Origin of the sequence: Achromobacter pulmonis, from assembly GCF_902859765.1 — a bacterium.
Classification (GTDB): Bacteria; Pseudomonadota; Gammaproteobacteria; order Burkholderiales; family Burkholderiaceae_B; genus Achromobacter; species Achromobacter pulmonis.
In genome coordinates this window covers 127021-150682 of record NZ_CADIJV010000008.1, presented here as the reverse complement: position 1 = coordinate 150682, position 23662 = coordinate 127021, and the positions used below count along the sequence as shown (strand labels likewise).

Annotated in this window: 21 protein-coding genes; 10 read left to right on the top strand and 11 right to left on the bottom strand. The window is 67.1% G+C overall.

The genetic code is table 11. The annotated features are described in order from the left end of the window. The first annotated feature begins 44 nt into the window (after positions 1-44). Positions 45-596: an adenine phosphoribosyltransferase gene (locus tag HV701_RS09700; RefSeq protein WP_006391794.1), complete on the top strand. Its 552-nt coding sequence runs from the start codon at positions 45-47 to the stop codon at positions 594-596. A 19-nt stretch (positions 597-615) separates the two neighbouring features. On the opposite strand, the gene HV701_RS09695 is transcribed toward HV701_RS09700, so the two are convergent. Further along, positions 616-1506 (bottom strand): LysR family transcriptional regulator, encoded by an 891-nt coding sequence (locus HV701_RS09695; protein ID WP_049076849.1) that lies wholly within the window; start codon positions 1504-1506, stop codon positions 616-618. Between the two features lie 296 nt (positions 1507-1802). Between HV701_RS09695 and HV701_RS09690 the strand changes: the two genes are divergently transcribed. Both HV701_RS09690 and HV701_RS09685 read left to right on the top strand, forming a co-directional pair. Beyond that, positions 1803-2186: a DUF4148 domain-containing protein gene (locus HV701_RS09690; RefSeq protein WP_175132858.1), complete on the top strand. Its 384-nt coding sequence runs from the start codon at positions 1803-1805 to the stop codon at positions 2184-2186. Positions 2187-2613: 427 nt separating this feature from the next. Next, a complete protein-coding gene (locus HV701_RS09685) occupies positions 2614-3726 on the top strand; it encodes a porin (protein WP_175132857.1) in 1113 nt (370 codons plus the stop codon). 159 nt (positions 3727-3885) lie between these two features. Here HV701_RS09685 and ilvA read toward each other — a convergent pair whose 3' ends face one another. Continuing rightward, positions 3886-5451, bottom strand: a complete 1566-nt coding sequence (gene ilvA, locus HV701_RS09680) for a threonine ammonia-lyase, biosynthetic (RefSeq protein WP_175132856.1) — start codon at positions 5449-5451, stop codon at positions 3886-3888. A gap of 116 nt (positions 5452-5567) precedes the next feature. On the opposite strand from ilvA, the gene HV701_RS09675 reads away from it, so the two are divergent. The 3 genes from HV701_RS09675 to HV701_RS09665 all read left to right on the top strand — a co-directional run bounded on the left by HV701_RS09675 (position 5568) and on the right by HV701_RS09665 (position 12218). Next, positions 5568-6092 carry a YqaA family protein gene (locus HV701_RS09675; protein WP_175132855.1) on the top strand — a complete coding sequence of 175 codons (525 nt, stop codon included), beginning with the start codon at positions 5568-5570 and terminating at the stop codon, positions 6090-6092. A 132-nt stretch (positions 6093-6224) separates the two neighbouring features. After that, positions 6225-10187 (top strand): DUF3683 domain-containing protein, encoded by a 3963-nt coding sequence (locus HV701_RS09670; RefSeq protein ID WP_175132854.1) that lies wholly within the window; start codon positions 6225-6227, stop codon positions 10185-10187. Between the two features lie 159 nt (positions 10188-10346). Continuing rightward, positions 10347-12218, top strand: coding sequence for a DUF3857 domain-containing transglutaminase family protein (locus tag HV701_RS09665; RefSeq protein ID WP_175132853.1), 1872 nt, complete (start codon positions 10347-10349; stop codon positions 12216-12218). 82 nt (positions 12219-12300) lie between these two features. Here HV701_RS09665 and HV701_RS09660 read toward each other — a convergent pair whose 3' ends face one another. Continuing rightward, a complete protein-coding gene (locus HV701_RS09660) occupies positions 12301-13269 on the bottom strand; it encodes a Bug family tripartite tricarboxylate transporter substrate binding protein (protein ID WP_175132852.1) in 969 nt (322 codons plus the stop codon). An 85-nt stretch (positions 13270-13354) separates the two neighbouring features. Then, entirely contained in the window at positions 13355-14074 is a 720-nt protein-coding gene (locus tag HV701_RS09655; protein WP_175132851.1) for a YggS family pyridoxal phosphate-dependent enzyme, read from the bottom strand. Between the two features lie 215 nt (positions 14075-14289). Here HV701_RS09655 and HV701_RS09650 point away from each other — a divergent pair, with 215 nt between their 5' ends. Then, the gene (locus tag HV701_RS09650) at positions 14290-15531 is read left to right on the top strand and encodes an aminotransferase-like domain-containing protein (RefSeq protein ID WP_175132879.1); all 1242 of its coding nucleotides are present in this window, start codon (positions 14290-14292) and stop codon (positions 15529-15531) included. Positions 15532-15632: 101 nt separating this feature from the next. Beyond that, complete coding sequence (locus HV701_RS09645; RefSeq protein WP_175132850.1) at positions 15633-16649, top strand: amino acid ABC transporter substrate-binding protein; 1017 nt, start codon at positions 15633-15635, stop codon at positions 16647-16649. An 87-nt stretch (positions 16650-16736) separates the two neighbouring features. On the opposite strand, the gene HV701_RS09640 is transcribed toward HV701_RS09645, so the two are convergent. The 3 genes from HV701_RS09640 to dprA all read right to left on the bottom strand — a co-directional run bounded on the left by HV701_RS09640 (position 16737) and on the right by dprA (position 19483). Continuing rightward, positions 16737-17210 carry a hypothetical protein gene (locus HV701_RS09640; protein WP_175132849.1) on the bottom strand — a complete coding sequence of 158 codons (474 nt, stop codon included), beginning with the start codon at positions 17208-17210 and terminating at the stop codon, positions 16737-16739. Between the two features lie 97 nt (positions 17211-17307). Continuing rightward, positions 17308-18216: a hydroxymethylglutaryl-CoA lyase gene (locus HV701_RS09635; protein WP_175132848.1), complete on the bottom strand. Its 909-nt coding sequence runs from the start codon at positions 18214-18216 to the stop codon at positions 17308-17310. A 151-nt stretch (positions 18217-18367) separates the two neighbouring features. Next, positions 18368-19483: a DNA-processing protein DprA gene (dprA, locus tag HV701_RS09630; protein ID WP_175132847.1), complete on the bottom strand. Its 1116-nt coding sequence runs from the start codon at positions 19481-19483 to the stop codon at positions 18368-18370. A gap of 255 nt (positions 19484-19738) precedes the next feature. Between dprA and def the strand changes: the two genes are divergently transcribed. Then, entirely contained in the window at positions 19739-20251 is a 513-nt protein-coding gene (def, locus tag HV701_RS09625; protein ID WP_175132846.1) for a peptide deformylase, read from the top strand. Between the two features lie 31 nt (positions 20252-20282). Next, a complete protein-coding gene (gene fmt, locus HV701_RS09620) occupies positions 20283-21224 on the top strand; it encodes a methionyl-tRNA formyltransferase (protein ID WP_175132845.1) in 942 nt (313 codons plus the stop codon). Positions 21225-21261: 37 nt separating this feature from the next. On the opposite strand, the gene HV701_RS09615 is transcribed toward fmt, so the two are convergent. From HV701_RS09615 to HV701_RS09600, 4 genes are read right to left on the bottom strand one after another with little or no spacing between them, the layout of a single operon-like run. Beyond that, positions 21262-21777: a class IV adenylate cyclase gene (locus HV701_RS09615; RefSeq protein ID WP_175132844.1), complete on the bottom strand. Its 516-nt coding sequence runs from the start codon at positions 21775-21777 to the stop codon at positions 21262-21264. 24 nt (positions 21778-21801) lie between these two features. Then, positions 21802-22428 carry an HAD hydrolase-like protein gene (locus HV701_RS09610; protein ID WP_175132843.1) on the bottom strand — a complete coding sequence of 209 codons (627 nt, stop codon included), beginning with the start codon at positions 22426-22428 and terminating at the stop codon, positions 21802-21804. Positions 22429-22448: 20 nt separating this feature from the next. Next, positions 22449-23009, bottom strand: coding sequence for a hypothetical protein (locus HV701_RS26740; RefSeq protein WP_175141291.1), 561 nt, complete (start codon positions 23007-23009; stop codon positions 22449-22451). A gap of 24 nt (positions 23010-23033) precedes the next feature. Continuing rightward, complete coding sequence (locus HV701_RS09600) at positions 23034-23636, bottom strand: LOG family protein (protein WP_175132842.1); 603 nt, start codon at positions 23634-23636, stop codon at positions 23034-23036. Positions 23637-23662: the final 26 nt, after the last annotated feature.

The window sequence follows — 23662 nt, the reverse complement described above, 5'->3', positions numbered from 1 at the left end:
GCGGTTATAGTTCGCCTTGCTTCAATTCTCCAGGGCCGTCTTCCATGCAGACCGACAACGCCGAGTACATCCGGCGCACCATCCGCAGCGTTCCAGACTGGCCCCAACCCGGTGTCATTTTTCGTGACATCACGCCAGTGCTGCAGGATCCACGCGCGTTCCGGGTATTGATCGATCTCTTCGTTTACCGCTACATGCGCCAGCGCCTGGATCTGGTCGCGGGCGTTGACGCGCGCGGCTTCATCATCGGCAGTGTGCTGGCCTATGAGTTGAACCTGGGCTTCGTGCCGGTGCGCAAGAAGGGCAAGTTGCCGTACCGCACGGTGGCCGAGGAATATTCGCTGGAATATGGCAATGCGGCCGTCGAGATGCATACCGATTCGGTGCGCACCGGACAGCGCGTGCTGCTGGTCGACGACCTGATCGCCACCGGCGGCACGATGCTGGCGGCCATCAAGCTGCTGCAGCGCCTGGGCGCAAATGTGGTCGAGGCGGCCGCCATCATCGATCTGCCCGAGCTGGGCGGTTCGGCCAAGATCGCGGCCACTGGCACGCCGCTGTACACCGTCTGTCAGTACGACAGCGCGTCGGTGTAAGCCCGCGGCGTTCCCGCGCTCAGGCGTCGGATAACCGGGGCTGGATGAAGTCCAGGAACGCCTTGGTCTTGGCCGGCAGCATGCGCGATGGCAGCAGCGCGAACAGGGGCAGGGGCGTCAGGCTCCAATCGGGCAGCACGCGCACCAGTCCGGCCTGCTGGATGGCCCGTTCCATTGCGTCGAACACCAGCAGCGGCGTAATCCCCAGGCCTTGCCCGGCCAGACGGCCGAGCATGCCGACGTTGTTGGCGGACAGCCGTCCCGACACCTGCACCCGTTCGACCTTGTCGCCCGAATGCAGCATCCAGAAGGAGGATTCGTCGCGCATGGTCGGGCGCAGGCATTCGTGGTGGCTCAGGTCTGCCGGCACGCGCGGCTCGCCGTGGCGCGCCAGGTAGTCGGGCGAGGCGTACAACTGGTGTGCCATCAGCACGATCTTGCGCGAGATCAGGCTGGAGTCGGGTTGCTGGCCGAAGCGCAGGATCAGGTCGAACGGATTGCTGATGGGGTCGATCGGCCGCATGCTCAGATCGAAATCGCACTCGATATCGGGGTGCTGTTCGCGGAACTCGCGGATCACGGCGGGCAGGAACAATTGCGCCAGGCTCGTCGGCAGCGAAATGCGCAGGCGGCCCTTGGGCTGCACCGCCATGTCCAGCAACTGGTCGTGGGCGATGCGAGCCTCTTCGACGATGTGGCGGCAGCGCTCGAAGTAGATGGCGCCGGCCTCGGTCAGGTCGATCTTGCGCGTGCTGCGGTTCAGCAGCCGCATGCCCACGCTGCGCTCGAGTTCGCTGACGCGGCGCGAGAGTGTGGATGTCGGAATATTCAAGGCTTCGGCGGCGTGGCTGAAGTTCTTGCGCTTGGCGACCTCGACGAAAAGCGCGATGTCGTTAAGCTGGATATCCATGAGGCCCTCAAATCAAATTTCCATTTCTGGCAAGGTCATATGATAAGTGGATTTATTGTCCCGACAGTGGAAATGTCTATTTAGCCGGGACAAGCAAATCCCGCCTCTCCGCCAAGTGCGCCCCGCTATTGCCGATACGTCTTGCGATTGTCCCGGCTATGCAAATATGTTCACCAAAATAAGGGTTTTTACTGAGTCCTGATCGCCAGATACTTCATCTCAGCAATCGAATTGTCACATTGCCGCTGCCGCCCTGGCCGCGGACGGTGTGCCAGGTTTAGGATGGAGTCATCACAATGAAAGCCCTCGCTACAGCACTTATGGTTACCGCGACCCTGGCGGGCATGTCCGCCGCCCACGCCGATGGCAAGACCCGCGAACAGGTGCGCCAGGAACTGCAGGCGGCCAAGGCCGCAGGCCAGGTCACCTTCGGCGAACTGGACTACCCGCCCGCCATCGCCCCGCAGACCAGCCTGACGCGCGAGCAAGTGCGCCAGGAACTGCAAGCCGCCCAGGCGGCCGGCCAGGTCACTTCCGGCGAATTGGATTACCCGCCGCCCGCCGCCGCGCCGCGCGCCGCCGGCAAGACCCGCGAGCAGGTGCGCGAAGAACTGGCCCGGGCCAAGGCCAATGGCGAATACACCTTTGGCGAGCTGGACTATCCGCCCCAAACCCGCTGAACGACCGTCAGGCACACGCACAACCCCTTGCTCGCCAAGGGGTTTTTTGCAGGAGCTGGCGGCGCGCCGGACCGCGCGGCCTGTGGCGTCAATGCCGCAAAACTGTACGGCCGGCACAACAGGTGATGTCGGCACGGCCGTGGCCGCGGCGCCGGACCTGACGCCCGGCGCCGCAATTGCGAGCAAGAATTCACATTTGATATCAAGGCGTTAAAGCGCCTTCGCGCGGGCCTCGCGCTTCATGTGGCGGGCATTATCCCACCCATGGAAAGTTGTTCGTCGAAATCCGGATTACTTCAAATTGTTCCTGGGCCGACACTAGATTCAGTGCAGACGCCGCGCGCTCTTCTGGCCGCGGCGCGCAGGGCGCGGCGGCTTTGCCGCGTGGCTGCGGAAATGCCTTTATCTCGCCATTTTGGGGACATTTATGAAGAAGACGCTATTGGCTGTTGCGCTGCTGACCGGCTTTGCCGGTGCCGCGCACGCTGCCGACTCCGTGACGCTCTACGGCCTGATCGACGCCGGCATCGGTTACGAGCAGGTGAAATTCAACGGCAATTCGCAAAGCCGACTCGGCGGCGTGCAGGGCGTGAGCAGCGGCTCGCGCTTCGGCCTGCGCGGCACCGAAGACCTGGGTGACGGCCTGCGTGCCGTATTCAACCTGGAGGGCGGCTTCGGTCCCATGAACGGCCAGTCGTTGCAGAGCGGCCGTCTCTGGGGTCGCCAGGCCACGGTGGGCCTGGACAGTGACTCGTGGGGCCGCCTGGAATTCGGCCGTCAGACCAACCTGGCGTCGAAGTACTTCGGCTCGATCGACCCGTTCTCGACCAGCTACAACACCGCCAACCTGGGTACCACGTTCAGCAGCGCCAACACCATGCGCCTGGACAACATGGTGCTGTACCAGACCCCGAGCATGGACGGCTTCAAGGTGGGCGTGGGCTATTCGTTCAGCGCCGATGACAGCGTCACCGACGACAAGCAGAAGGGCTTCGCCACCGGCAACAACAACCGCGTCCTGACCGCGGGCGTGCAATACGTGAACGGCCCGTTGAACCTGGCCGCCGCCTACGACCGCTTCAATCCGTCCAACGACACCACGGGCGGCAAGTCCAGCTCGCGCATCCAGGAATACATCATCGGCGGCACCTACGATTTCGAGGTGGTGAAGGTGGCGGCGGCGTTCAGCCAGACCCGCGACGGCTGGTTCATCGGCCAGAACATGGGCACTACGCCGGACGGCATGCAGAAGCTGGGCACGTTCAAACTGGCCGACGGCTTCCGCGCCAACTCCTACATGATCGGCGCCACCGTGCCGCTGGGCCGTCACGCGGTGTTCGGTTCCTGGCAGCGCGCCACGCCGAACAATGACAAGCTCACCGGCGACGACGCGACGTTCAACGTCTACAGCCTGGGCTATACGTACGACTTCACCAAGCGCACCAACCTGTACGCCTATGCTTCTTACGGCGACAACTACGCGTTCCAGCGCGATGCGCGCGACACCGCGTTCGCCGTGGGTGTGCGTCACCGGTTCTAAGCGACAGACCCGGCCTGGCCGCGTCTTGCTGAATGCGCGGCACATCTCCGTGAGCCGCCGAGTGACAGCGAACCCCCCCTACCGGTCGCGGCCGGGCGGGTCTTGAGCAAAGAAGGGCAGGGCCTCCGTATGGAGGCCCTCTCGTTTTGCGCCGCGGGCTTACAGGAACAGCTTGTAGGCCGGGTTGTCGGTCTCGTTCCAGTGCGGATAGCCGAGATCGGCCACGAAGTGGCGGAACTGTTTCTTGTCGGCCGGCGGCACCTGGATGCCGATCAGGATGCGGCCGTAGTCGGCGCCCTGGTTGCGGTAGTGGAACAGGCTGATGTTCCAGTCCGGGTTCATGGCGTTCAGGAAACGCATCAGCGCGCCCGGGCGCTCCGGGAATTCGAAGCGGTAGAGCAGTTCGTCGCGCGCCTGCGCCGAGCGCCCGCCGACCATGTGGCGCAAGTGGGTCTTGGCCATTTCGTCGTGGGTCAGGTCGAGCGTGTCGAAGCCGTGGCGGCGGAAGTGGTTGGCGATCTTCGCGGGCTCGGCCGGCGACGACACCTGCAGGCCGACGAACACGTGGGCGCGGTCCGAATCGGAGATGCGGTAGTTGAATTCGGTCACGCTGCGTTCGCCGACCAGCTCGCAGAAGCGGCGGAAGCTGCCGCGCTGTTCCGGCATGGTGACGGCGAAGACGGCTTCGCGCATTTCACCGACCTCGGCGCGTTCGGCCACGAAGCGCAGGCGGTCGAAGTTCATGTTGGCGCCGCAGGCGATGGCGACCAGCGTCTTGTCCTTGAGCTTGTGCTCGGCGGCGTATTGCTTGGCCCCGGCCACGGCCATGGCGCCGGCGGGCTCCAGCACGCTGCGGGTGTCCTGGAACACGTCCTTGATGGCGGCGCAGATCGAATCGGTGTCCACCACCACGAAATCATCCACGTACTTGCGGGTGAGCCTGAAGGTTTCGGCGCCCACCAGCTTGACGGCGGTGCCGTCGGAGAACAGCCCGACGTCGTTCAACTGCACCCGGCGTCCGGCGCGCACGCTGCGCAGCATGGCGTCGGAATCCTCGGTCTGCACACCGATGATCTTGATCTCGGGGCGCAACTGCTTGATGTAGGCGGCCACGCCGGCGATCAGGCCGCCGCCGCCGATCGCCACGAAGATGGCGTCGATCGGGCCGGGGTGCTGGCGCAGGATCTCCATGCCCACGGTGCCCTGGCCGGCGATCACGTCGGGATCGTCGAAGGGATGCACGAAGGTCAGCTTTTCCTTCTTTTCCAGCGTTTGCGCGTGGGCGTAGGCATCGGAGAAGCTCTCGCCGGCCAGCACGACTTCACCGCCAAGGCGGCGCACCGCGTCGATCTTGACCTGCGGGCTGGTGGTGGGCATGACGATGACCGCGCGGCAGCCGAGCCGCGAAGCCGCCAGCGCCACGCCCTGGGCGTGGTTGCCGGCCGAGGCCGCGATGACACCGCGGTTGCGCGCGGCCGGGGCCAGGTTGGCCATCTTGTTGTAAGCCCCGCGCAGCTTGAAGCTGAAGACGGCCTGGGTGTCCTCGCGCTTGAGCAGGATCGTGTTCGCCACGCGCTGCGACAGCAGCGGCGCGGCTTCGAGCGGCGATTCGACCGCGACGTCGTAGACCTTGGAGGTCAGGATGCGTTTCAGATAATCGGTGGACATGGACTGCGCTGGGGTAGGAGCGGAAAAGTGGGCGGCGCGGCAGGCGCGCGCCAGCATGGCGTGATCGCGATTATTGCAGGGAAAGCCGCGGCCGCCGATGGGGTGCCGGCGCTTTCGCCATGGACCGGACGCGCGCGGGGAGGGCGGCGGGCGCGGCTACACTCGCAGCCATCATGGAAGAAAGCCTCTTATCCGCGGTCCACTGGCTGTTGGGCCTGCTGGCGCTGCCCTCGGTGGGCCTGCCCGCCATTTTCGTTGTGTCGCTGGTCTCCGCCACGCTGCTGCCGCTAGGCTCCGAGCCGGCGGTGTTCGGCTACCTCAAGCTGTCGCCGGACATGTTCTGGCCCGCCATCCTGGTGGCGACCGCCGGCAATACCGTGGGAGGGGCCATCAGCTACGCCATGGGCCTGGGCGCGGAAAAAGCCGTCGAGCGCTGGAAGGAGCACCATCCCCATGCCTCGGCCGAGCGCCGCATGCGCGGCCGCTGGCACCACCGCGCCCATGACTGGATCCATCGGATGGGGCCGCCCGCGTTGCTGCTGTCTTGGCTGCCGGCCGTGGGCGATCCGCTGTGTGCGGTGGCTGGCTGGCTGCGGTTGCCGTTCTGGCCGTGCGTGGCCTACATGGCTATTGGCAAATTCCTGCGCTACTTGGTCATGACGGCCGGCCTGTTATGGCTTTTTCCCGGCCAGGTCTAGCGCTGACGTCCCACTTAATTGGGGACGCATAAACGCCGGATTGTCAGGGTTTTGGACGTTTCCCTGGGGGTATTCAGGGGCAGTTCCGGCCAATGGCATAAAATAATTTTTTAAGGGCCCCCTCTTGCCGCCATGAACGCCCCTCTCGCCAGCCACATCTTGAACGGGGCGATGCCGCCCGCAGCACCCGCGCGACTGCGCGAAATCCCCTACAACTACACGTCGTTTTCCGATCGGGAAATCGTCGGCCGTCTGCTGGGCGATGACGCCTGGAGCCTGCTGACCGACCTGCGCGGCGAGCGCCGCACCGGACGCTCCGCCCGCATGTTGTACGAGGTGCTGGGCGACATCTGGGTGGTGCGCCGCAACCCCTACCTGCAGGACGACCTGCTGGACAATCCCAAGCGCCGCAAGCAACTGATCGACGCGCTGCACCATCGCCTGGGCGAGATCGACCGCCGCCGCGAGCCGGGCGCCCCGGCCGAGGCCGGCCATGATCCGCACCGTGATGAAAAAGTGCTCAGTCTGCTGGGACGGGCGCGTTCTGCCATTGCCGCCTTCGAGGGCGAGTTCGACCAGACCACCATGCTGCGCAAGCAGGCGCAGAAGGTGCTGGGCCGCATCACCGCGCGCGACAACATCAAGTTCGACGGCCTGTCGCGCGTCTCGCACGTGACCGACGCCACCGACTGGCGCGTGGAGTACCCGTTCGTGGTGCTGACGCCGGATACCGAGGACGAGATCGCCGCGCTGGTCACCGCCTGTATCGAGCTGGGCCTGACCATCGTGCCGCGCGGCGGCGGCACCGGCTATACCGGCGGCGCGATTCCGCTGACCTGGAAGTCGGCCGTCATCAATACCGAGAAATTCGACAAGCTCGGCAAGGTCGAGTCCTGTATTTTACCGGGCCTGACCGAGCCCGTGGCCGTCATCCATGCCGGCGCCGGCGTGGTGACCAAGCGCGTATCGGAAGCGGCCGAAGCGGCCGGTTTCGTGTTCGCGGTGGACCCGACCTCGGCCGAGGCCTCGTGCGTGGGCGGCAACATCGCCATGAACGCCGGCGGCAAGAAGGCCGTGCTGTGGGGCACCGCGCTCGACAACCTGGCCTGGTGGCGCATGGTCGATCCGGACGGCAACTGGCTCGAAGTGACGCGCCTGGACCACAACATGGGCAAGATCCACGACGTGGACGTGGCCCGCTTTGAACTCAAGTGGTTCGACGGCCGCGGCAAGCCGGGCGAACGCCTGCTCAAGACCGAGACCCTGGAGATCGCCGGCCGCGTGTTTCGCAAGGAAGGCCTGGGCAAGGACGTCACCGATAAGTTCCTGGCCGGCCTGCCGGGTATCCAGAAGGAAGGCTGCGACGGCCTGATCACCTCGGCACGCTGGGTGCTGCACCGCATGCCCAAGCACACCCGCACGGTCTGCATGGAGTTCTTCGGCCAGGCGCGCGACGCGATTCCGTCGATCGTCGAGGTCAAGGGCTACCTGGACGGCGAGGGCCGCGCCCGTGGCGCCATCCTGGCCGGCCTGGAGCACCTGGACGAACGCTATCTGCGCGCGGTCGGCTACGCCACCAAGAGCAAGCGCGGTTCGCTGCCCAAGATGGTGCTGATCGGCGACATCGTCGGCGATGACGAAGACGCCGTCGCCGTGGCCGCCAGCGAAGTGGTGCGGCTGGCCAACACGCGCCACGGCGAAGGCTTCGTGGCGGTGAGCGCCGAGGCCCGCAAGAAATTCTGGCTGGACCGTTCGCGCACCGCCGCGATCGCGCGCCATACCAACGCCTTCAAGATCAACGAAGACGTGGTGATCCCGCTGCCGCGCATGGGCGAGTACACCGACCATATCGAGCGCATCAACATCGAGCTGTCGACCCGCAACAAGCTGCGGCTGCTGGACGCGCTGGACGATTACCTCTGTACGCCGTTGCCCGTCGGCAAGGCCGAAGACGCCGCCGACGACGATGAAGCCCGCGCCGAGGTGCTGGCCGAGCGCACGCGCCAGGCCATCGAGTTGCTGGCCGCGGCGCGCCAACGCTGGCAGTGGCTGCTGGACAACCTGGACCTGCCGCTGGCCGAGGCCATGCCGCAGCTGGACGGGCTGGGCATGGCGCATCTGCGTCCCACGCTGGCCGAGCGTCTGGCGACGCAGCCGCAGGCGCGCGTGTTCGACGTGGTGCAGGACCGCACCATCCGCGTGTCGTGGAAGACCGAAGTGCTGGCCGGTCTGCAGGCCGCGTTCTCGGGCGCGGCGCGCAAGCCGATCCTGGACGAACTGGTCGCCATCCACGGCCGCGTGCTCAAGAGCCGCGTGTTCGTGGCGCTGCACATGCACGCCGGCGACGGCAACGTGCACACCAACATCCCGGTCAACTCGGACGACTACGGCATGCTGCAGGAGGCCCACCAGGCCGTCGAGCGCATCATGCAGATCGCGCGCGACCTGGACGGCGTGATCTCGGGCGAGCACGGCATCGGCCTGACCAAGTACGAGTTCCTGACCGAAGCCGAACTGGCGCCGTTCCAGGCCTACAAGCGCCGCGTCGATCCCAATGGCCACTTCAACGCGGGCAAGCTGATGCCGGGCGCGGACCTGCGCCATGCCTGGACGCCCAGCTTCAACCTGATGGGCCACGAGTCGCTGATCATGCAGCAGAGCGACATCGGCGCCATTTCGGATTCGATCAAGGACTGCCTGCGCTGCGGCAAGTGCAAACCGGTGTGCGCCACCCACGTGCCGCGCGCCAATCTGCTGTATTCGCCGCGCAACAAGATCCTGGCGACCTCGCTGCTGGTCGAGGCCTTCCTGTATGAAGAGCAGACCCGCCGCGGCGTCAGCCTGAAGCACTGGGAAGAATTCGAGGACGTGGCCGATCACTGTACCGTCTGCCACAAGTGCTACAACCCCTGTCCGGTCGATATCGACTTTGGCGACGTGTCGATGAACATGCGCGCCGTGCTGCGCCGCATGGGCCGCAAGTCGTTCAATCCGGGCACGGCCAGCGCCATGTTCTTCCTGAACGCCAAGGACCCGGCCACCATCAACGCCACCCGCAAGGCGATGGTGGGCGTGGGCTACAAGGTGCAGCGGGCCGCGCATGACCTGCTGTCGGGCCTGGTGAAGAAGCAGACCTCGGCGCCGCCGGCCACGGTCGGCAAGCCGCCGCTGCGCGAGCAGGTGGTGCACTTCGTCAACAAGAAGATGCCGGGCGGGCTGCCCAAGCAGACCGCGCGCAAGCTGCTGGACATCGAGGACGCGAACTACGTGCCGATCATCCGCGATCCCAAGGCCACCACGGCCGACACGGAAGCGGTGTTCTACTTCCCGGGCTGTGGGTCGGAGCGGTTGTTCTCGCAGGTCGGCCTGGCCACGCAGGCGATGCTGTGGCATGCCGGCGTGCAGACCGTGCTGCCGCCGGGCTACCTGTGCTGCGGCTATCCGCAGCGCGGCAACGGCATGACCGACAAGGCCGAGCAGATCATCACCGACAACCGGGTGCTGTTCCATCGCGTTGCCAACACGCTCAACTACCTGGACATCAAGACCGTGGTGGTCAGCTGTGGCACCTGCTACGACCAGTTGGCCGGCTACGAGTTCGAGAAGATCTTCCCGGGCTGCCGCCTGATCGACATCCACGAATACCTGCTGGAAAAGGGGATCAAGCTGGAAGGGGCCAAAGGCGTGCGCTACATGTACCACGACCCCTGTCACACGCCGATGAAGCTGCAGGACCCGATGAAGACCGTGCGGTCGCTGGTGGGCGATGGCGCTGTCAAGAGCGATCGCTGCTGCGGCGAATCGGGCACGCTGGCGGTCAGCCGGCCGGACATCTCGACGCAGGTGCGCTTTCGCAAGCAGGAAGAACTGCTCAAGGGCGATGCCGCGTTGCGCAGCGACGGCTTCACGGGTGACATCAAGGTGCTGACCTCGTGCCCGTCGTGCCTGCAGGGCCTGTCGCGCTACGAGGGCGACACCGGCATGGACGCCGATTACATCGTGGTCGAAATGGCGCGCCACATCCTGGGTGAAGGCTGGATGGAAGACTACGTGCGCCGCGCCAACGCGGGCGGCATCGAGCGCGTGCTGGTGTAGGACGCTGCCTTCGCGGATAGGCAGGGCGGAACGCCCGGCGGTGACGCCGGGCGTTTTGTTTGGGGCGCGCCGGGGGCCGCAGGCCACGCAGAGCTTGTGTTGCAATTTTATTGCAAATAATATTGCGTCTCAGTTTTGAATAGAGGCGATGCATTGCCCATGTCTGTTTTTCCCCGTAGTCCCCTCCTGGCCGCGCTCCTGGCGGCCATGGCCAGCCTGCCGGCCCACGCCGCGCGTCAACCCATCGGCGAGGCCCCCCTGTCCGGCGACACCGAGTTCCACTGCCGCTTCGGCCAGGACAACAGCACCGAGTGCGTGAGCACCTACCGCTACACCATCCTGACCCTGGCCGGACGCGAGCTGGTTTCGCGCATCGACCGCAGCTATGCCGAAAACGACAGCCTGAAGGTCGAGCGCGCCGAGCTGATCCAGCCCGGCGAGAAGCCGGTTCCGCTGTCGGCCACGCAGATCGATACGCGCATGGCGCCCAATCCGGATCAGGGCTTTCTGCGGCAGAAGCAGACGTCGCTGGCCTTTCCCAACCTGCGGGTGGGCAGCACCATCGTCTACACCCTGCGCGAACGCTTTGCCGGCGTGCCGTCGGCCACACAATTCCACTACCTGCTCGACCTGCAGCCGCGCGCCGTGCGCCAGGAGCGCTTCCGGGCCGAGTTCAGCGCCGACCGCCCGATGGTCTGGCGCGGCCAGGCCATGGATGACTACCGCATCGAGGCAACGCCCGACGCCAAGCACATCACGGTGGCGCTGAAGGCCCCGCCGTACTACTACGCCTACGTCAACGAGTCGGACCGCGGTTATCTGCGGCAGGCGCCGCGCCTGGAAATTGGCAGTTCCGACGCGCTGCAGGATTACTTCGGGCCGTTCGCCAAGCGCTACAACGCGATCCTGTCGGCCGCGCTGCCGCCGAACGCCGCCGCGGCGGTCGCGGCGCAGCGCGGCCAGCCCGGGCCGCAGGCGGTGGCCGGCCTGATGCGCCATTTGCACGAACACTACCGCTACCTGGGCGACTGGCGCAGCAGCGAGCGCGGCCAGATTCCGTTCGCGCTCGACGAGATCGAGCGCCGTGGCTATGGCGACTGCAAGGATCTGGCCGTGTTGCTGGTGGCCATGCTGCGTGCGGCCGGCATCGAGGCCGAACCCGCGCTGGTGGCGCGCGGCACCCTGGCGCCGGCGGTCCTGCTGCCCGGGCTGGCGGCGCCCAATCACGCCATCGTGCGGGCCCGGGTGCAGGGCGCGACCTGGTGGCTGGACCCCACCAATCCCGTGTTCGTGCCGGGCTTCACTATGCCCGACATTCAGCAGCGCTGGGCGTTCGTCATGGACCGCCAGGGCAATGTGCGGCGCGAGGATATCCCGCTGGAAAGTCCCGGCGTCGGCGTCGCGGTGACGCGCAACGAACGTTTCGGCGAAGGCGGCCAGGCCCGGGTGCGCGCCTCGGTCGAGCTCGGGCGCATGGTGGCGGCGCAAGTCAGCGTGGGTGATCGGCAGAACGGCGCGACGGCGATGGACCAGGCCCTGTGCCGCGGCTTTGCCGCCGAGAACCAGGACTGCCAGCTGCAACGCGCCGCCAGCGATTTCGTGGTGCCCGCCGCGTATCGCATCGACGCCACGCTGCGCGATCTGCGTGCGCTGGAACGGGTGGGCGGGCAATATCTGTATGCGCAATCGCACTTGGGCGATGAGTGGGAGTCTTTTGCGCGCTATCGCCAGACCGGCCAGTTGGCGGATATCTACCTGGGCACGCCCGAAACCGCGTCCTACGACGTGACGTTGGCGGGCGGCCGGGTCGACGCGCCGGCGCTGCATTGCCAGGTGCGGTCGCCCTGGATCGACGTGGACCTGGACGGCAAGCCCGCCGCATCGGGTTACCAATACCGGTATCGCAGCGTGCGCAAGGTCAGCTGGTTCAGCCACGACGATATCGTGTCCGAGGCGTTCGGCCAGGCCATCGAACAGGGCCGGCGGTGCGTGGAGTCGCTGCGCCTGGCGGTCCGGCTGCCGGGCAAGTGACCGGCCCAGCGGGCGGCCGGCGCGGCCGCCAAACAAAAACGCGGCCCCGTGGGGGGCCGCGTTTTTCATGGGCAGGGCGGGCTCATTCGAGCTTGATGTTGGCCTTCTTGATCACTTCGGCCCAGGTGGCGCGTTCCTTGTCGGCATAAGCCTTGAAGTCCTGCGCCGACATCGGCATCGGGATCACGCCCATGTCCAGCATCTTCTGCGAAACGGCCGGCGACTTCAGCGTGGCGTCGAGTTCGGCGGACAGCTTCTTGACCACCGGCTCGGGCAGGCCGGCGGGAGCCACCAGGCCTTGCCAGGCGTAGGCGGTGAAGTCGGACACGCCCTGTTCGGCCATGGTGGGCGTGTCGGGCAGCACGGCGACGCGCTCGGGTGTGGCCGCGCCCAGCACGCGCAGTTTGCCGGCCTTGACGTTGGGCAGGCCGGCGGCCAGGTCGATGAACATCACGTCCACCTGTCCGCCCAGCAGGTCCTGGATCGCGGGTGCCGCGCCCTTGTAGGGCACGTGCAGCAGGTTGGCGCCGGTGCGCTGTTTGAACAGCTCCAGCGCCAGATGGTGCGGCGAGCCGGCGCCGGCCGAGGCGGCGGTCAGCTTGCCGGGTTCCTTCTTGGCGGCCTGGATCACGTCAGCGACCGTCTTGTAGGGCGAATTGACGTTCACCGCCAGCAGCAGCGGGAACTTGGCGATGCCGCCGATGTAGGTGAACTTGGCCGGGTCATAGGCCAGCTTGGCGTACAGCGTCGGGTTGTAGGCCAGCGTGCCGGAGTCGGCGGTGCCGATGACGTAGCCGGTAGGGTCGGCCTGCGAGATCGCGGTGGCGCCGATGATGGTGGCGGCGCCAGGGCGGTTCTCGACCACGATGGTCTGGCCCAGCGGCTTTTCCATGCCGCTGGCGACGGTGCGCGCGACCACGTCGGCGCCGCCGCCGGCCGGGTAGGGCACGATCCAGCGGATGGGCTGGGCGGGCCAGGATTGGGCTGCGGCCGTGGTGGCGGCGAGCGACAGGGCGGCAAGCGCCAACAGGCGCCGGGCGTGCTTGTGCATGGAATGTCTCCTCATTTTTTTGCGACGCTATTATGCCCCGGGCGCGCGGCAATATGCGCCTGTTTCGCGCCCCGGAATCAGCGACTTATTGCGGATCGGGGTAGCTGCGGGCGCCGAAGATGGCGGTGCCGATGCGCACTTCGGTCGAGCCTTCCTCGATCGCCAGCTCGAAATCGCCGCTCATTCCCATCGACAGCCGTTCCAGCGATACGCCGGGGAGGCCTTCCTGGCGCAGTTGGTCGCGCAGCTCGCGCAGGGCGCTGAAGCAGGCGCGGACCGCCAGCGCATCGGGGGAATTCACGGCCATGGTCATCAGGCCCTGCACGCGCAACGTGGGGAAGTCCGCCGCGATGCGGCGCAGAAAGGCGGCGACATCGCCGGGCGCCATGCCGTACTTGCTGGGCTCGGTGGAGGTCTTGACCTGCACCAGCACGTCCAGGGTCCGACCCTCGTTGACCAGGCGACGGTGCAGCGCCTCGGCCAGATCCAGGCGGTCGAGCGATTGCAGTTCGGTGGCGTCGCGGGCGGCGTCCTTGGCTTTGTTGGTCTGCAGGTGGCCGATCAGCACCCATTGCAGGCCCTGGCCGGCCAGGGCCGCGGCCTTCTGGCGCAATTCCTGGGTCTTGTTCTCGCCGAAGCGGTTCAGGCCCAGCGCCATGGCCTCGCGGATGGCGTCGACCTCGAATGTCTTGCTGACGGGCAGCAGGGTCACGCTGTCCGGCGTCCGGCCGGCGCGTGCGCAGGCCTGGGCGATGCGTTGCCGGATCCGGGCCAGGCGGGTGGCCATGGTGTCTACTTCGGTCATGCGGCTCTCTTGGGAAAGGGATGTCCCATAGTGTAGGACGCGCGCGCACCGTTTCGCCACACCGGGGCCGCGCCCGGCGCCATCTTCGTTGACCCTGTCCAAAGCGCAGGCTTAGAATTTCAGCACATTTGTTTAGATTTCAATGTTCTAGCCCCGCCGGCGTGGTCCCGATGGATCGTGCGGCTTCCTTCCCCTTCTCGTTGTTCCCCTCCGCCATGTCCAGCGCCGCGCCCGAGTACGCTTTTGCCACGCCCTTCCTGAATCCCCCCGCTTCTCCGATCCGTTCGCTCATGCCCTACGCGTTGCGCCCGGGCACGATCTCGCTGGCGGGCGGCTATCCCGCCCAGGAACTGTTCGACGTGGATGGCCTGTCGATTGCTTCGACCCAGGTGCTGGCGCGCCTGGGCGCCTGCCTGCAGTATTCGAACATCGATGGCCAGGCCAGCCTGCGCCATGAACTGGCCCGCTTGTCGGCGGCGCGCGGCCTGCAGTGCAACGCGGATACCGAGCTGGCCGTCACCGGCGGTTCGCAGCAGGCGCTGGCACTGTTGAGCCGGGTGATGCTGCAACCGGGCGACCACGCCATCATCGAATCGCCCGCTTTCCCCAATTCCGTGCAGGCGCTGCGCTACACCGGCGCCACCGTGCACACCGTGGCATCGGGCCCTGACGGCATCGACATCGACGCGCTCGACGAGCTGGCCTCCCGCGTCAAGCCCAAGATCGTGTGTGTGGTGGCGTCGTTTTCCAATCCCTGCGGCGCCACCCTTTCGCGCCAGCGCCGTTTGCGCCTGCTGGACCTGGCGGTCAAGCACCGTTTCCTGATTGTCGAGGACGACCCCTACAGCGAGCTGCGCTTCGCCGGCGAAGCGGTGCCGCCGATCATGGCGCTGGCCGAGGGCGAGGCCCGCCACTGGGCCGTGTATCTGGCCAGCATGTCCAAGACCATGGCGCCGGCCCTGCGCATCGGCTGGCTGGTGGCGCCGGCCGAGATCCGCCGCCGCTGTGTTGGCGCCAAGGCCGCCGACGATATGGCCTCGTCCGCCTGGATCCAGGAAGTGGTCGCGCAATACCTGGCCAACGGCCGCTATGAAGAGCACGTGCCGCGTATCCGGGCGGCCTATGGCCAGCGCTGCGACGCCATGGCCACGGCCCTGGCGCGCGAGCTGGACGGCCGCATCACCTTCAGCAAGCCCGAGGGCGGCATGTTCTTCTGGGCGCGCCTGACCGGCGAGGTGGACGCCACCCGCCTGTTGCCCTACGCGATCGAGCACGAGGTGGTCTACGTGCCCGGCAAGGCGTTCTACGCCGACCCGGCGCGGGCCGACCTGCATGCCATGCGCATGTCGTTCGCCACCATGAACGAAAGCCAGATCGCCCAGGGCATGGAGCGCCTGAGCCGCGCGCTGGATGCCTGCGAGGCCAACGAACCGGTGTCGATCTCGCTGGCGGCGTGATATACCCAAATGCATGCTGGTTATTTGGCGGAAGCGCCGCGGGCCGATAAGCTTCTCGCCTTGACGCGCTCGCGCGTCCCGGAACAACAGGAAAACGAGTCATGAACATTGCAAAAGGGTTGGCGGGCGCGGCGATGCTGTTTGTCGTGGCACAAGGGGCGCAGGCGGCAACGCTGGACGTGGTGCGCCAGCGCGGCGCGGTCGCCTGCGGCACCACCACCGGCTTTGCCGGTTTTTCCGCGCCCGACGCGCAGGGCAAGTGGCAGGGGCTGGACGTTGACCTGTGCCGCGCCATCGCCGCGGCCGTGTTCGGCGATGCCGACAAGATCAAGGTGGTGCCGCTCAATTCACAGCAGCGCTTCACCGCGCTGCAGTCCGGCGAAGTCGACGTGCTGACCCGCAACACCACCGTGACGCAGCAGCGCGACACGGCGCTGGGCCTGATCCATGCCGGCATCAATTTCTACGATGGCCAGGGCTTCCTGGTGCCCAAGTCGCTGGGCGTCAAGAGCGCCAAGGAGATCAACGGCGCGACCATTTGCCTGCAGACCGGTACCTCCAACGAGAACACGCTGGCCGACTGGGCGCGCGCCAACAACGTCACCTACAAACCGGTGGTGATCGAGACCTTCAACGAAGTGGTCAACGCCTTCGCCGCGGGCCGCTGCGACGTGTTCTCGACCGACGCCTCGGGCCTGGCCTCGATCCGCATCTCCAAGCTGCAGAATCCCGATGACTACGTGGTGCTGCCCGAGATCATCTCGAAGGAACCGCTGGGTCCGTTCGTGCGCCAGGGCGACGACGCCTGGCTGAACGTCGTGCGCTGGTCGCTGTCGGCCATGATCGAGGCCGAGGAGTACGGCGTGACCTCCCGCAACGTGGATGAGCAGACCAAGAGCAACAACCCCAACATCAAGCGCATCCTGGGCGTGACGCCTGGCGCCGGCGCCAACCTGGGGCTGGACGAGAAGTGGGCCTACAACATCATCAAGCAGGTCGGCAATTACGGCGAGAGTTTCGAGCGCAATGTCGGCCAGGGCAGCCCGCTGAAGATCAAGCGCGGCCTGAATGCGCAATGGACGCAGGGCGGTTTGATGTACGCGCTGCCGATCCGCTGAGCGCGGCGCGAGCAGGCCCCCGGGGGCCGCGGCCGCGCAAAAAAAACCGATGCCGCGGCATCGGTTTTTTTTGCCTGGCCCGGATCGTCAGCGGCGTTGATATACCTGGGCGATGCGGGTGAACGCCGCGCGCAGTTCGCGCGTGCCGCCCTGGAAGATCACCGGCCGGCCGCGGCGCGTGAAGACCACCAGCCGCTTGGAGAAAATCATCGGCACGAAGCGGGCCTCGCGCACGTCTTCCCAGGCGACCTCGCGGCGCGAGAACCAGGTCTGGCGCAGGCCGTGTTCGTCGATGGTGGTGATGGAGGTCTGCATATGCCACGACACGAACAGCAGGCCGATGAAGCACAGGCCCGCCACCACGGCCATGGAACTGTCCAGCGGCTGGCCCGGGGCGCGGATGCCGCTGGTGACGACCTGCACGCCTAGCACGGCCAGGATGACCCAGGTCAGGATGCGCACCCAATCGGGCCAGGCCTGCCCCGACAGGGGCAGCGGGCCGATGGCGCGCAACAGGGCGGCGTGATCCTCGGGCGAGGGGGGCGGGACGGGGGACGTCATGCGGCGGCGGGATTCCGGTAGCGTGGCGAGAAGACGTGCGCCGGGTGGCCCCGGCGCTCACGCGAAACGCGCGCAGCCATTCTACGGGTTTTCCGCGTCAGGCGGCCCGCTTGGCGGCAATGGCGTTCCCGGCCCGGCTGGAGCCCTTGCGGTTCAGGTTGGCCGACATCCATTGGCCGATGTCGACCACCGCGTCGAAGTCCACGCCGGTGTCGATGTCCAGGCCGCGCAGCATGTACAGCACGTCTTCGGTGGCGACGTTGCCGGTCGCGCCCTTGGCGTAGGGGCAGCCCCCCAGGCCGGACACCGAGGCGTGGAAGATCGAGATGCCGGTTTCGAGCGAGGCCAGGATGTTGGCCAGCGCCTGGCCATAGGTATCGTGGAAGTGGCCCGAGACGCGCGCCGGATCGACCACGCGGGTGACCGCGGCCATCACGTCGCGCACGCGCTGCGGCGTGCCCACGCCGATGGTGTCGGCCACGTCGATCTCGTCGACCTGCATGGCCAGGTAGCGCTGGGCCACGTCGACCACGGCTTCGATCGGCACTTCTCCCTGGTACGGACAGCCCAGCGCGCAACTGATGCTGCCGCGCACGCGGATGCCGGCCTCGCGCGCGGCCTGCACCACGGGCTCGAAGCGCGCAATGGATTCGGCGATGGAGCAGTTGATGTTCTTTTGCGAGAAGGCTTCGCTGGCCGCGCCGAAGATGACGATTTCGTCCGCGCGGGCCGCCAGGGCGCCCTCGAAGCCCTTCATGTTGGGCGTGAGCACCGAGTAGATCGTGCCGGGGCGGCGCTGGATGCGCGCCATGACGTCGGCGCCGTCGGCCATCTGCGGCACCCACTTGGGCGACACGAACGAGGCCGCCTCGACGTTGGGAAAGCCGGCGGCCGCGAGGCGGTCGATCAGTTCCACCTTGATGTCGGTGGGCACGAATTCCTTTTCGTTCTGCAGGCCGTCGCGGGGCGAAACCTCGACGATCTTGACGCGTGTGGGCAATGCCATGTCTCTTCCTGTATCGGTATCGGCGGGCGGCCGCGGCGGCGGCCCGGTGCCAGAGACAATATTAGCGCCATCGCCAAGGGCGCTGTCCGTGGCTTGCCGCGAGGGCGTCCGCGCGCCGGCCACGACGCCGCCTCGTCCGGGCGCGGCGCCGTTACTTCAGGCGCTGGAAGCGGCCGTCGTCCAGGCGCGCGACGCACGCGGCCAGTTCGAGTTCGAGCAATTGCGCCTGCAGCGTGGCGGTGTCCAGGCCGCAGCGCGCCTGCAGCGCGTCCAGGTGCAGGGGGTCGAAGCCGAGCGCGTCGAGCACCGGATGAACGGGGGCCGTGTCTGCGGCCGGCGCCTGGGCGCGGCGGGCGCCTGGCTGCGGTCCGCCGCCCAGCTCGTCGGTGATGTCGGCGGCGGTTTCCACCAGCTTGGCGCCCTGGCGGATCAGCGCATGGCAACCGCGCGACAGCGGCGAATGGATCGAGCCGGGAATGGCGAACACCTCGCGCCCGCTTTCGCCCGCCAGCCGCGCGGTGATCAGCGAGCCGCTCTGCCTGGCCGCCTCCACTACCAGCACGCCCCGGGCCAGCCCGGCCACGATGCGATTGCGCTTGGGGAAGTGCTGCGGCAGGGCGCCCGTGCCCAGCGGCAGTTCCGACACCAGCGCGCCGTGCGCGGCGATGCGATGCGCCAGATCGCGGTGGCGCGCGGGATAGATGCGGTCGATGCCGGTGCCCATGACGGCGACGGTGCCGGCGCCCTCAGGGCCGGCCTCCAGCGCGCCTTCATGGGCCGCCGCGTCGATACCCAGGGCCAGGCCGCTGATCACGCGCCAGCCATGGTCGGCCAGGTGGCGGGCGAAGGCGCGGGCGTTTTCCTGGCCGCCGGGCGTGGCGTTGCGCGCGCCCACCACCGCCAACGCCGGCCCCTGCAGATAGGCCGGGTCGCCGGTCACGTAGAGCAGGATGGGGGGATCGGCGATCGTCAGCAGGTTTTGCGGATAGCCCGGGTCGGACAGCGTCAGGACGTGGTGGCCGGGCGCCTCGACCCATTGCAGCGCGCTGTCGACCTGGGCCGCCATATCGGCCGGCATGGGCGCGGCCAGCTGGCGTGCCAGCGCCTCCGGCAGTTGGCGCGCCAGGGCCGTGGCGCGCTGGGCGTAGATCTGTTCGGGTAGGCCCAGGGCGCCCAGCAGCGTGCAGGCGGTGGCAGAACCGATACCCGGTTCCAGGGACAGGCGCAGCCAGGCGGACAATTCAGCGGCGGTGTGGGTGAGCGGCATGGGCAAGGGCGCCGGGCGGGCCGGCGCGGCAAAGGCAGGGGGCGAAGCGCGCACAGGCGCGCCGGACGTCCGAGAGTGTCGCACGGCGGCCGGGTGGGACCACGCGGGGCGGACCGAATCGTCCCGGCCGCCGCTGGCCAAAACGGGGTCGGGCCGGTCTTCGATAATCCCTGGTTTAGCCGAAAACTATTAGAAATCAAGACTCTAATGAATTAAACTCTTACTCGGACACCAATTACCGACGATCCCTTTTCAATGGCTTTACTCCCTATTCTTCGCTACCCGGATCCGCGCTTGCACAAAAAGGCCAAGCCGGTCGCCGAGGTCGATGACCGCATCCGTCAACTGGTGCGCGACATGGCCGAAACCATGTACGACGCGCCGGGCGTGGGCCTGGCCGCGACCCAGGTCGACGTGCACGAGCGCGTGGTCGTCATCGACGTCTCCGAAGAAAGCAACCAACTGCTGGTGCTGATCAATCCCGAGATCACCTGGCGCAGCGACGATTACAAGATCTACGAGGAAGGCTGCCTGTCGGTTCCCGGCATCTACGACGAAGTCGAGCGCGCCTCGCGCATCCGCTGCAAAGCCCTGAACATCGACGGCAAGCCGTTCGAGTTCGACGCCGACGGCCTGCTGGCGGTGTGCGTGCAGCACGAGCTCGACCACCTGGAGGGCAAGGTATTCGTCGAATACCTGTCCAACCTGAAGCAGAACCGTATCAAGACCAAGCTGAAAAAGGCCGAGCGCGAAGCGCTGCGCGCCTGACGCCCGTCTCCTTCTTCCCGGTCCGATCCCCATGCGCCTCGTTTTTGCCGGCACGCCGGAATTCGCCCGTATCGCCTTCGACGCCCTGCGGGCGGCGGGGCACGATATTCCCCTGGTCATGACCCAGCCCGACCGTCCGGCCGGGCGCGGGCTCAAGCTGACGCCCAGCCCCGTCAAGCAGGCGGCGCTGGACGCCGGCATCGAGGTGGCCCAGCCGCGCAGCCTGCGGCTGGATGGCCGTTATCCCGATGAAGCTGCCGAGGCGCGCGCCTTGCTCGAACGCGTGGCGCCCGATGTGATGGTGGTCGCCGCCTATGGCCTGATCCTGCCGCAGTGGGTGCTCGACCTGCCGCGCCTGGGCTGCCTGAACATCCACGCCAGCCTGCTGCCGCGCTGGCGCGGCGCGGCGCCGATCCAGCGTGCCATCGAGGCGGGTGATGACCGCAGCGGGGTCACCATCATGCAGATGGATGCGGGCCTGGATACCGGCGACATGCTGCTCGAACGCATCGTGCCGATCGGCGCCGACGCCAATGCCGCGCAATTGCACGACGCGCTGGCGCAGGCCGGCGGCGAGGCGATCGTGGCGGCCCTGGCCGCGCTGGCCCAGGGCGGCCTGACGCCCACTCCGCAGCCCGAGGAAGGCGTGACCTATGCCGCCAAGCTGGACAAGGCCGAGGCCGCGCTCGATTGCCGCCAGCCGGCCGAATTGCTGTCGCGCCGCGTGCGCGCCTTCAATCCGGTGCCGGGCGCCAGCATTCGCCTGCCCGGTTTGGCCGATCCCGTGAAGGTGTGGCGCGCGCAGGCCTTGCCGCAGCCTGCCACCGCGGCGCCGGGCAGCGTGCTGCGCGCGGATGCCGAAGGCATCGACATCGCGACCGGCGAGGGCGTGCTGCGCTTGCTGGAGCTGCAGAAGGCCGGCGGCAAGCGCCAGCCGGTGGACGTATTCGTGCGCGGCTGGCAGCCGGCCTGACGCCGTACACGGCCGCGTCGTGGCGGGCCGCCCTTTGTCAGGGGCGCCCGGCCAGCAGGTCCAGGTAGGCGCCCGCCAACAACTGGTCCGGCGCGACCTGCAGGCTGGCGAGCAGTTCGTGAGCCTCGGCCATGCCGGCCTCGACGCTTTCGCCATCGCGCAGCACGACCTCCAGTTCCAGGAATTCCCCCAGCCCTTCGACCCGGTCCAGGTGGATGCGGGTGCGCCCGGCCATGAACAGCAGGCGCTGCTTGCGCACGCGGCCGATCACGCCGTGGGCCAGCGCCAGCGTTTCGCGCAGGGTGTCGGGCGCCGCTGTCGGCGAGATGACGTAGAAGCTTTCCTTGGGTCCGGTATCGTCGGCGCGGCGGTAGAAGATCAGTTCGCCCGTGCCGTCGCCGAAGTCGCGCAGCTTGAGGCGGCCGTTGGCGCAGGCGAAGAAGGTGTCGTCCTGGGCGATGCCCACGGGCGCGGCGCCCGATAGCGCCGCCGCCAGCGGTTCGAGGGCGGCCAGGCTGGCGACCCGGGCCTTGATCTCGACATTGCGCGCCATTCTGTTTCCTCGGAGGGCGGCCGCTCAGGCCAGCACGGCGGGCAGGTCGGCGACCTGCATGATCAATTCGTCGGGGGCGCGCTCGCGCAGCGCGTCCACGTGGTTGTAGCCCCAGGCCACCGAGCCCACCTGCACGCCGGCCTTGCGGGCCGCGTCGATGTCGCGTATTTCGTCGCCGATCAGCAGGAAGCGCGCCGCGGGCGTGCCATGGCGTTGCAGCAGGCGTTCAATCTTGGCGGCCTTGCCGAACAGGTCGGTGCCGCATTCATAGTCGTCGAACAGCGCGGCGGTTTCCGGTCCGAGCACGCGCTGCACGTTTTCGAGCGAATTGGAGCTGACCACGGCCAGGCGCAGGCCGTCCGCCTTCATGCGCGCCAGCGCCTGCGGAATGCCGTCGAACATATGGACGCCGGGATCGATCTCCTGCATCAGCGTGCGCGCGTGCGCCAGGATGGCGGGCAGCTTCCACAGCGGGATGCCCAGGAATTTCAGGATTTCGGTGGCGTCGCGGTGGCGCAATTGCTCGCGCTCGGCGGCGTCGATCTTGCGAAAACCGTATTTGTCGGCAACGGTGTTCAGGATGGAATTGAACCAGGGCATGGTGTCCGCCAAGGTTCCGTCGAAATCGAAGGCTGCGAGGTCGTATTTCAAGTAAACAATCCGATGCCGGGCTACATGGGGTGAAGCAGATACTGCACCACGGGCGCCAGGTCTTCAAGCGGCGGGGCCCCGGCGACGACGCGCCGCGCGTTGGTCCAGGGATAATCCAGCCCCAGCAGCCAGCCGAAGACGGCGTCGGTGTCGCTGGCCGGCAGCGTCACCATGGTCTCGATGGTGATGGTCAGGTGCGTGGCGCGGTAGGGGTCGGGCTGGAAGGTCCAGTCATAGCGGCCACAGCCCACCCGCACGTTGCCCGTGGCCTTCTCGGTCATGCCGACAATCCAGTCACAGGAATAATCGGACAGATGCGCATCGGACGCGGGCCGCGCCAGGTAGAAGGTGTAGACGTTGTCGTAGGTCTGGCCGAACTTGCGCACCAGCGTGTCGGTGATCGCGGCCAGGCCGTGGGACTCGGGCGGGAACGCGATGGCCTGCGTACGCAGCGCCATCTTCAGCACCGCTTCCGGCGCGAAAGCACGCGCCATGTAGTGCGGGCGGTTTTCGTCCTTAGCGTGGAAGTAATCGCGCAATACGGACTCGGTGCTGGCGGGAGACGACGAACCGGAGGACATTGCGGGGCTTTCCTTGGAAGTGGGTTAAGGGGCGCGGTGCTCGGGCTTGACCGGCTCGAACCACTTGGAGACGTTGGGCGGCTCGTAGATGGCGTAGCGGTCCAGCAGCGTGGCCGGATCGCTTTCCACCACCAGCATGTCGCGGTGCTGGGGGCGCATGAAGGCTTCCTCGACCGCGTGATCGACGAACTGCATCAGCGCGTCGTAGTAGCCGGCGATGTTGAGCAGGCCGCAGGGCTTGCTGTGCATGCCGAGCTGGGCCCAGGTCCAGACCTCGAAGAACTCTTCCAGCGTGCCGGCGCCGCCAGGCAGCGCGATGAAGCCGTCGGCTTTTTCCATCATCATGGCCTTGCGCTCGTGCATGTTCTGCACCAGGTGCAGTTCGGTCAGGCCGCGATGGGCCTGTTCCTTCTTCTGCAGCAGTTCCGGGATCACGCCGATCACGCGGCCGCCGCCGGCCAGCACCTCGTTGGCGATCACGCCCATGATGCCGACGACCGAGCCGCCGTAGACCAGGCCGAGGCCGCGCTTGACCAGTTCGCGCGCCAGCACGCGGGCCTGTTCGAGGTATTCGGGGCGCGCACCGGGATTGGAGCCGCAATAGACGCAGATGTTCTTCAGGGTCATATGACGTTATTCATTGCCGAGCCCGT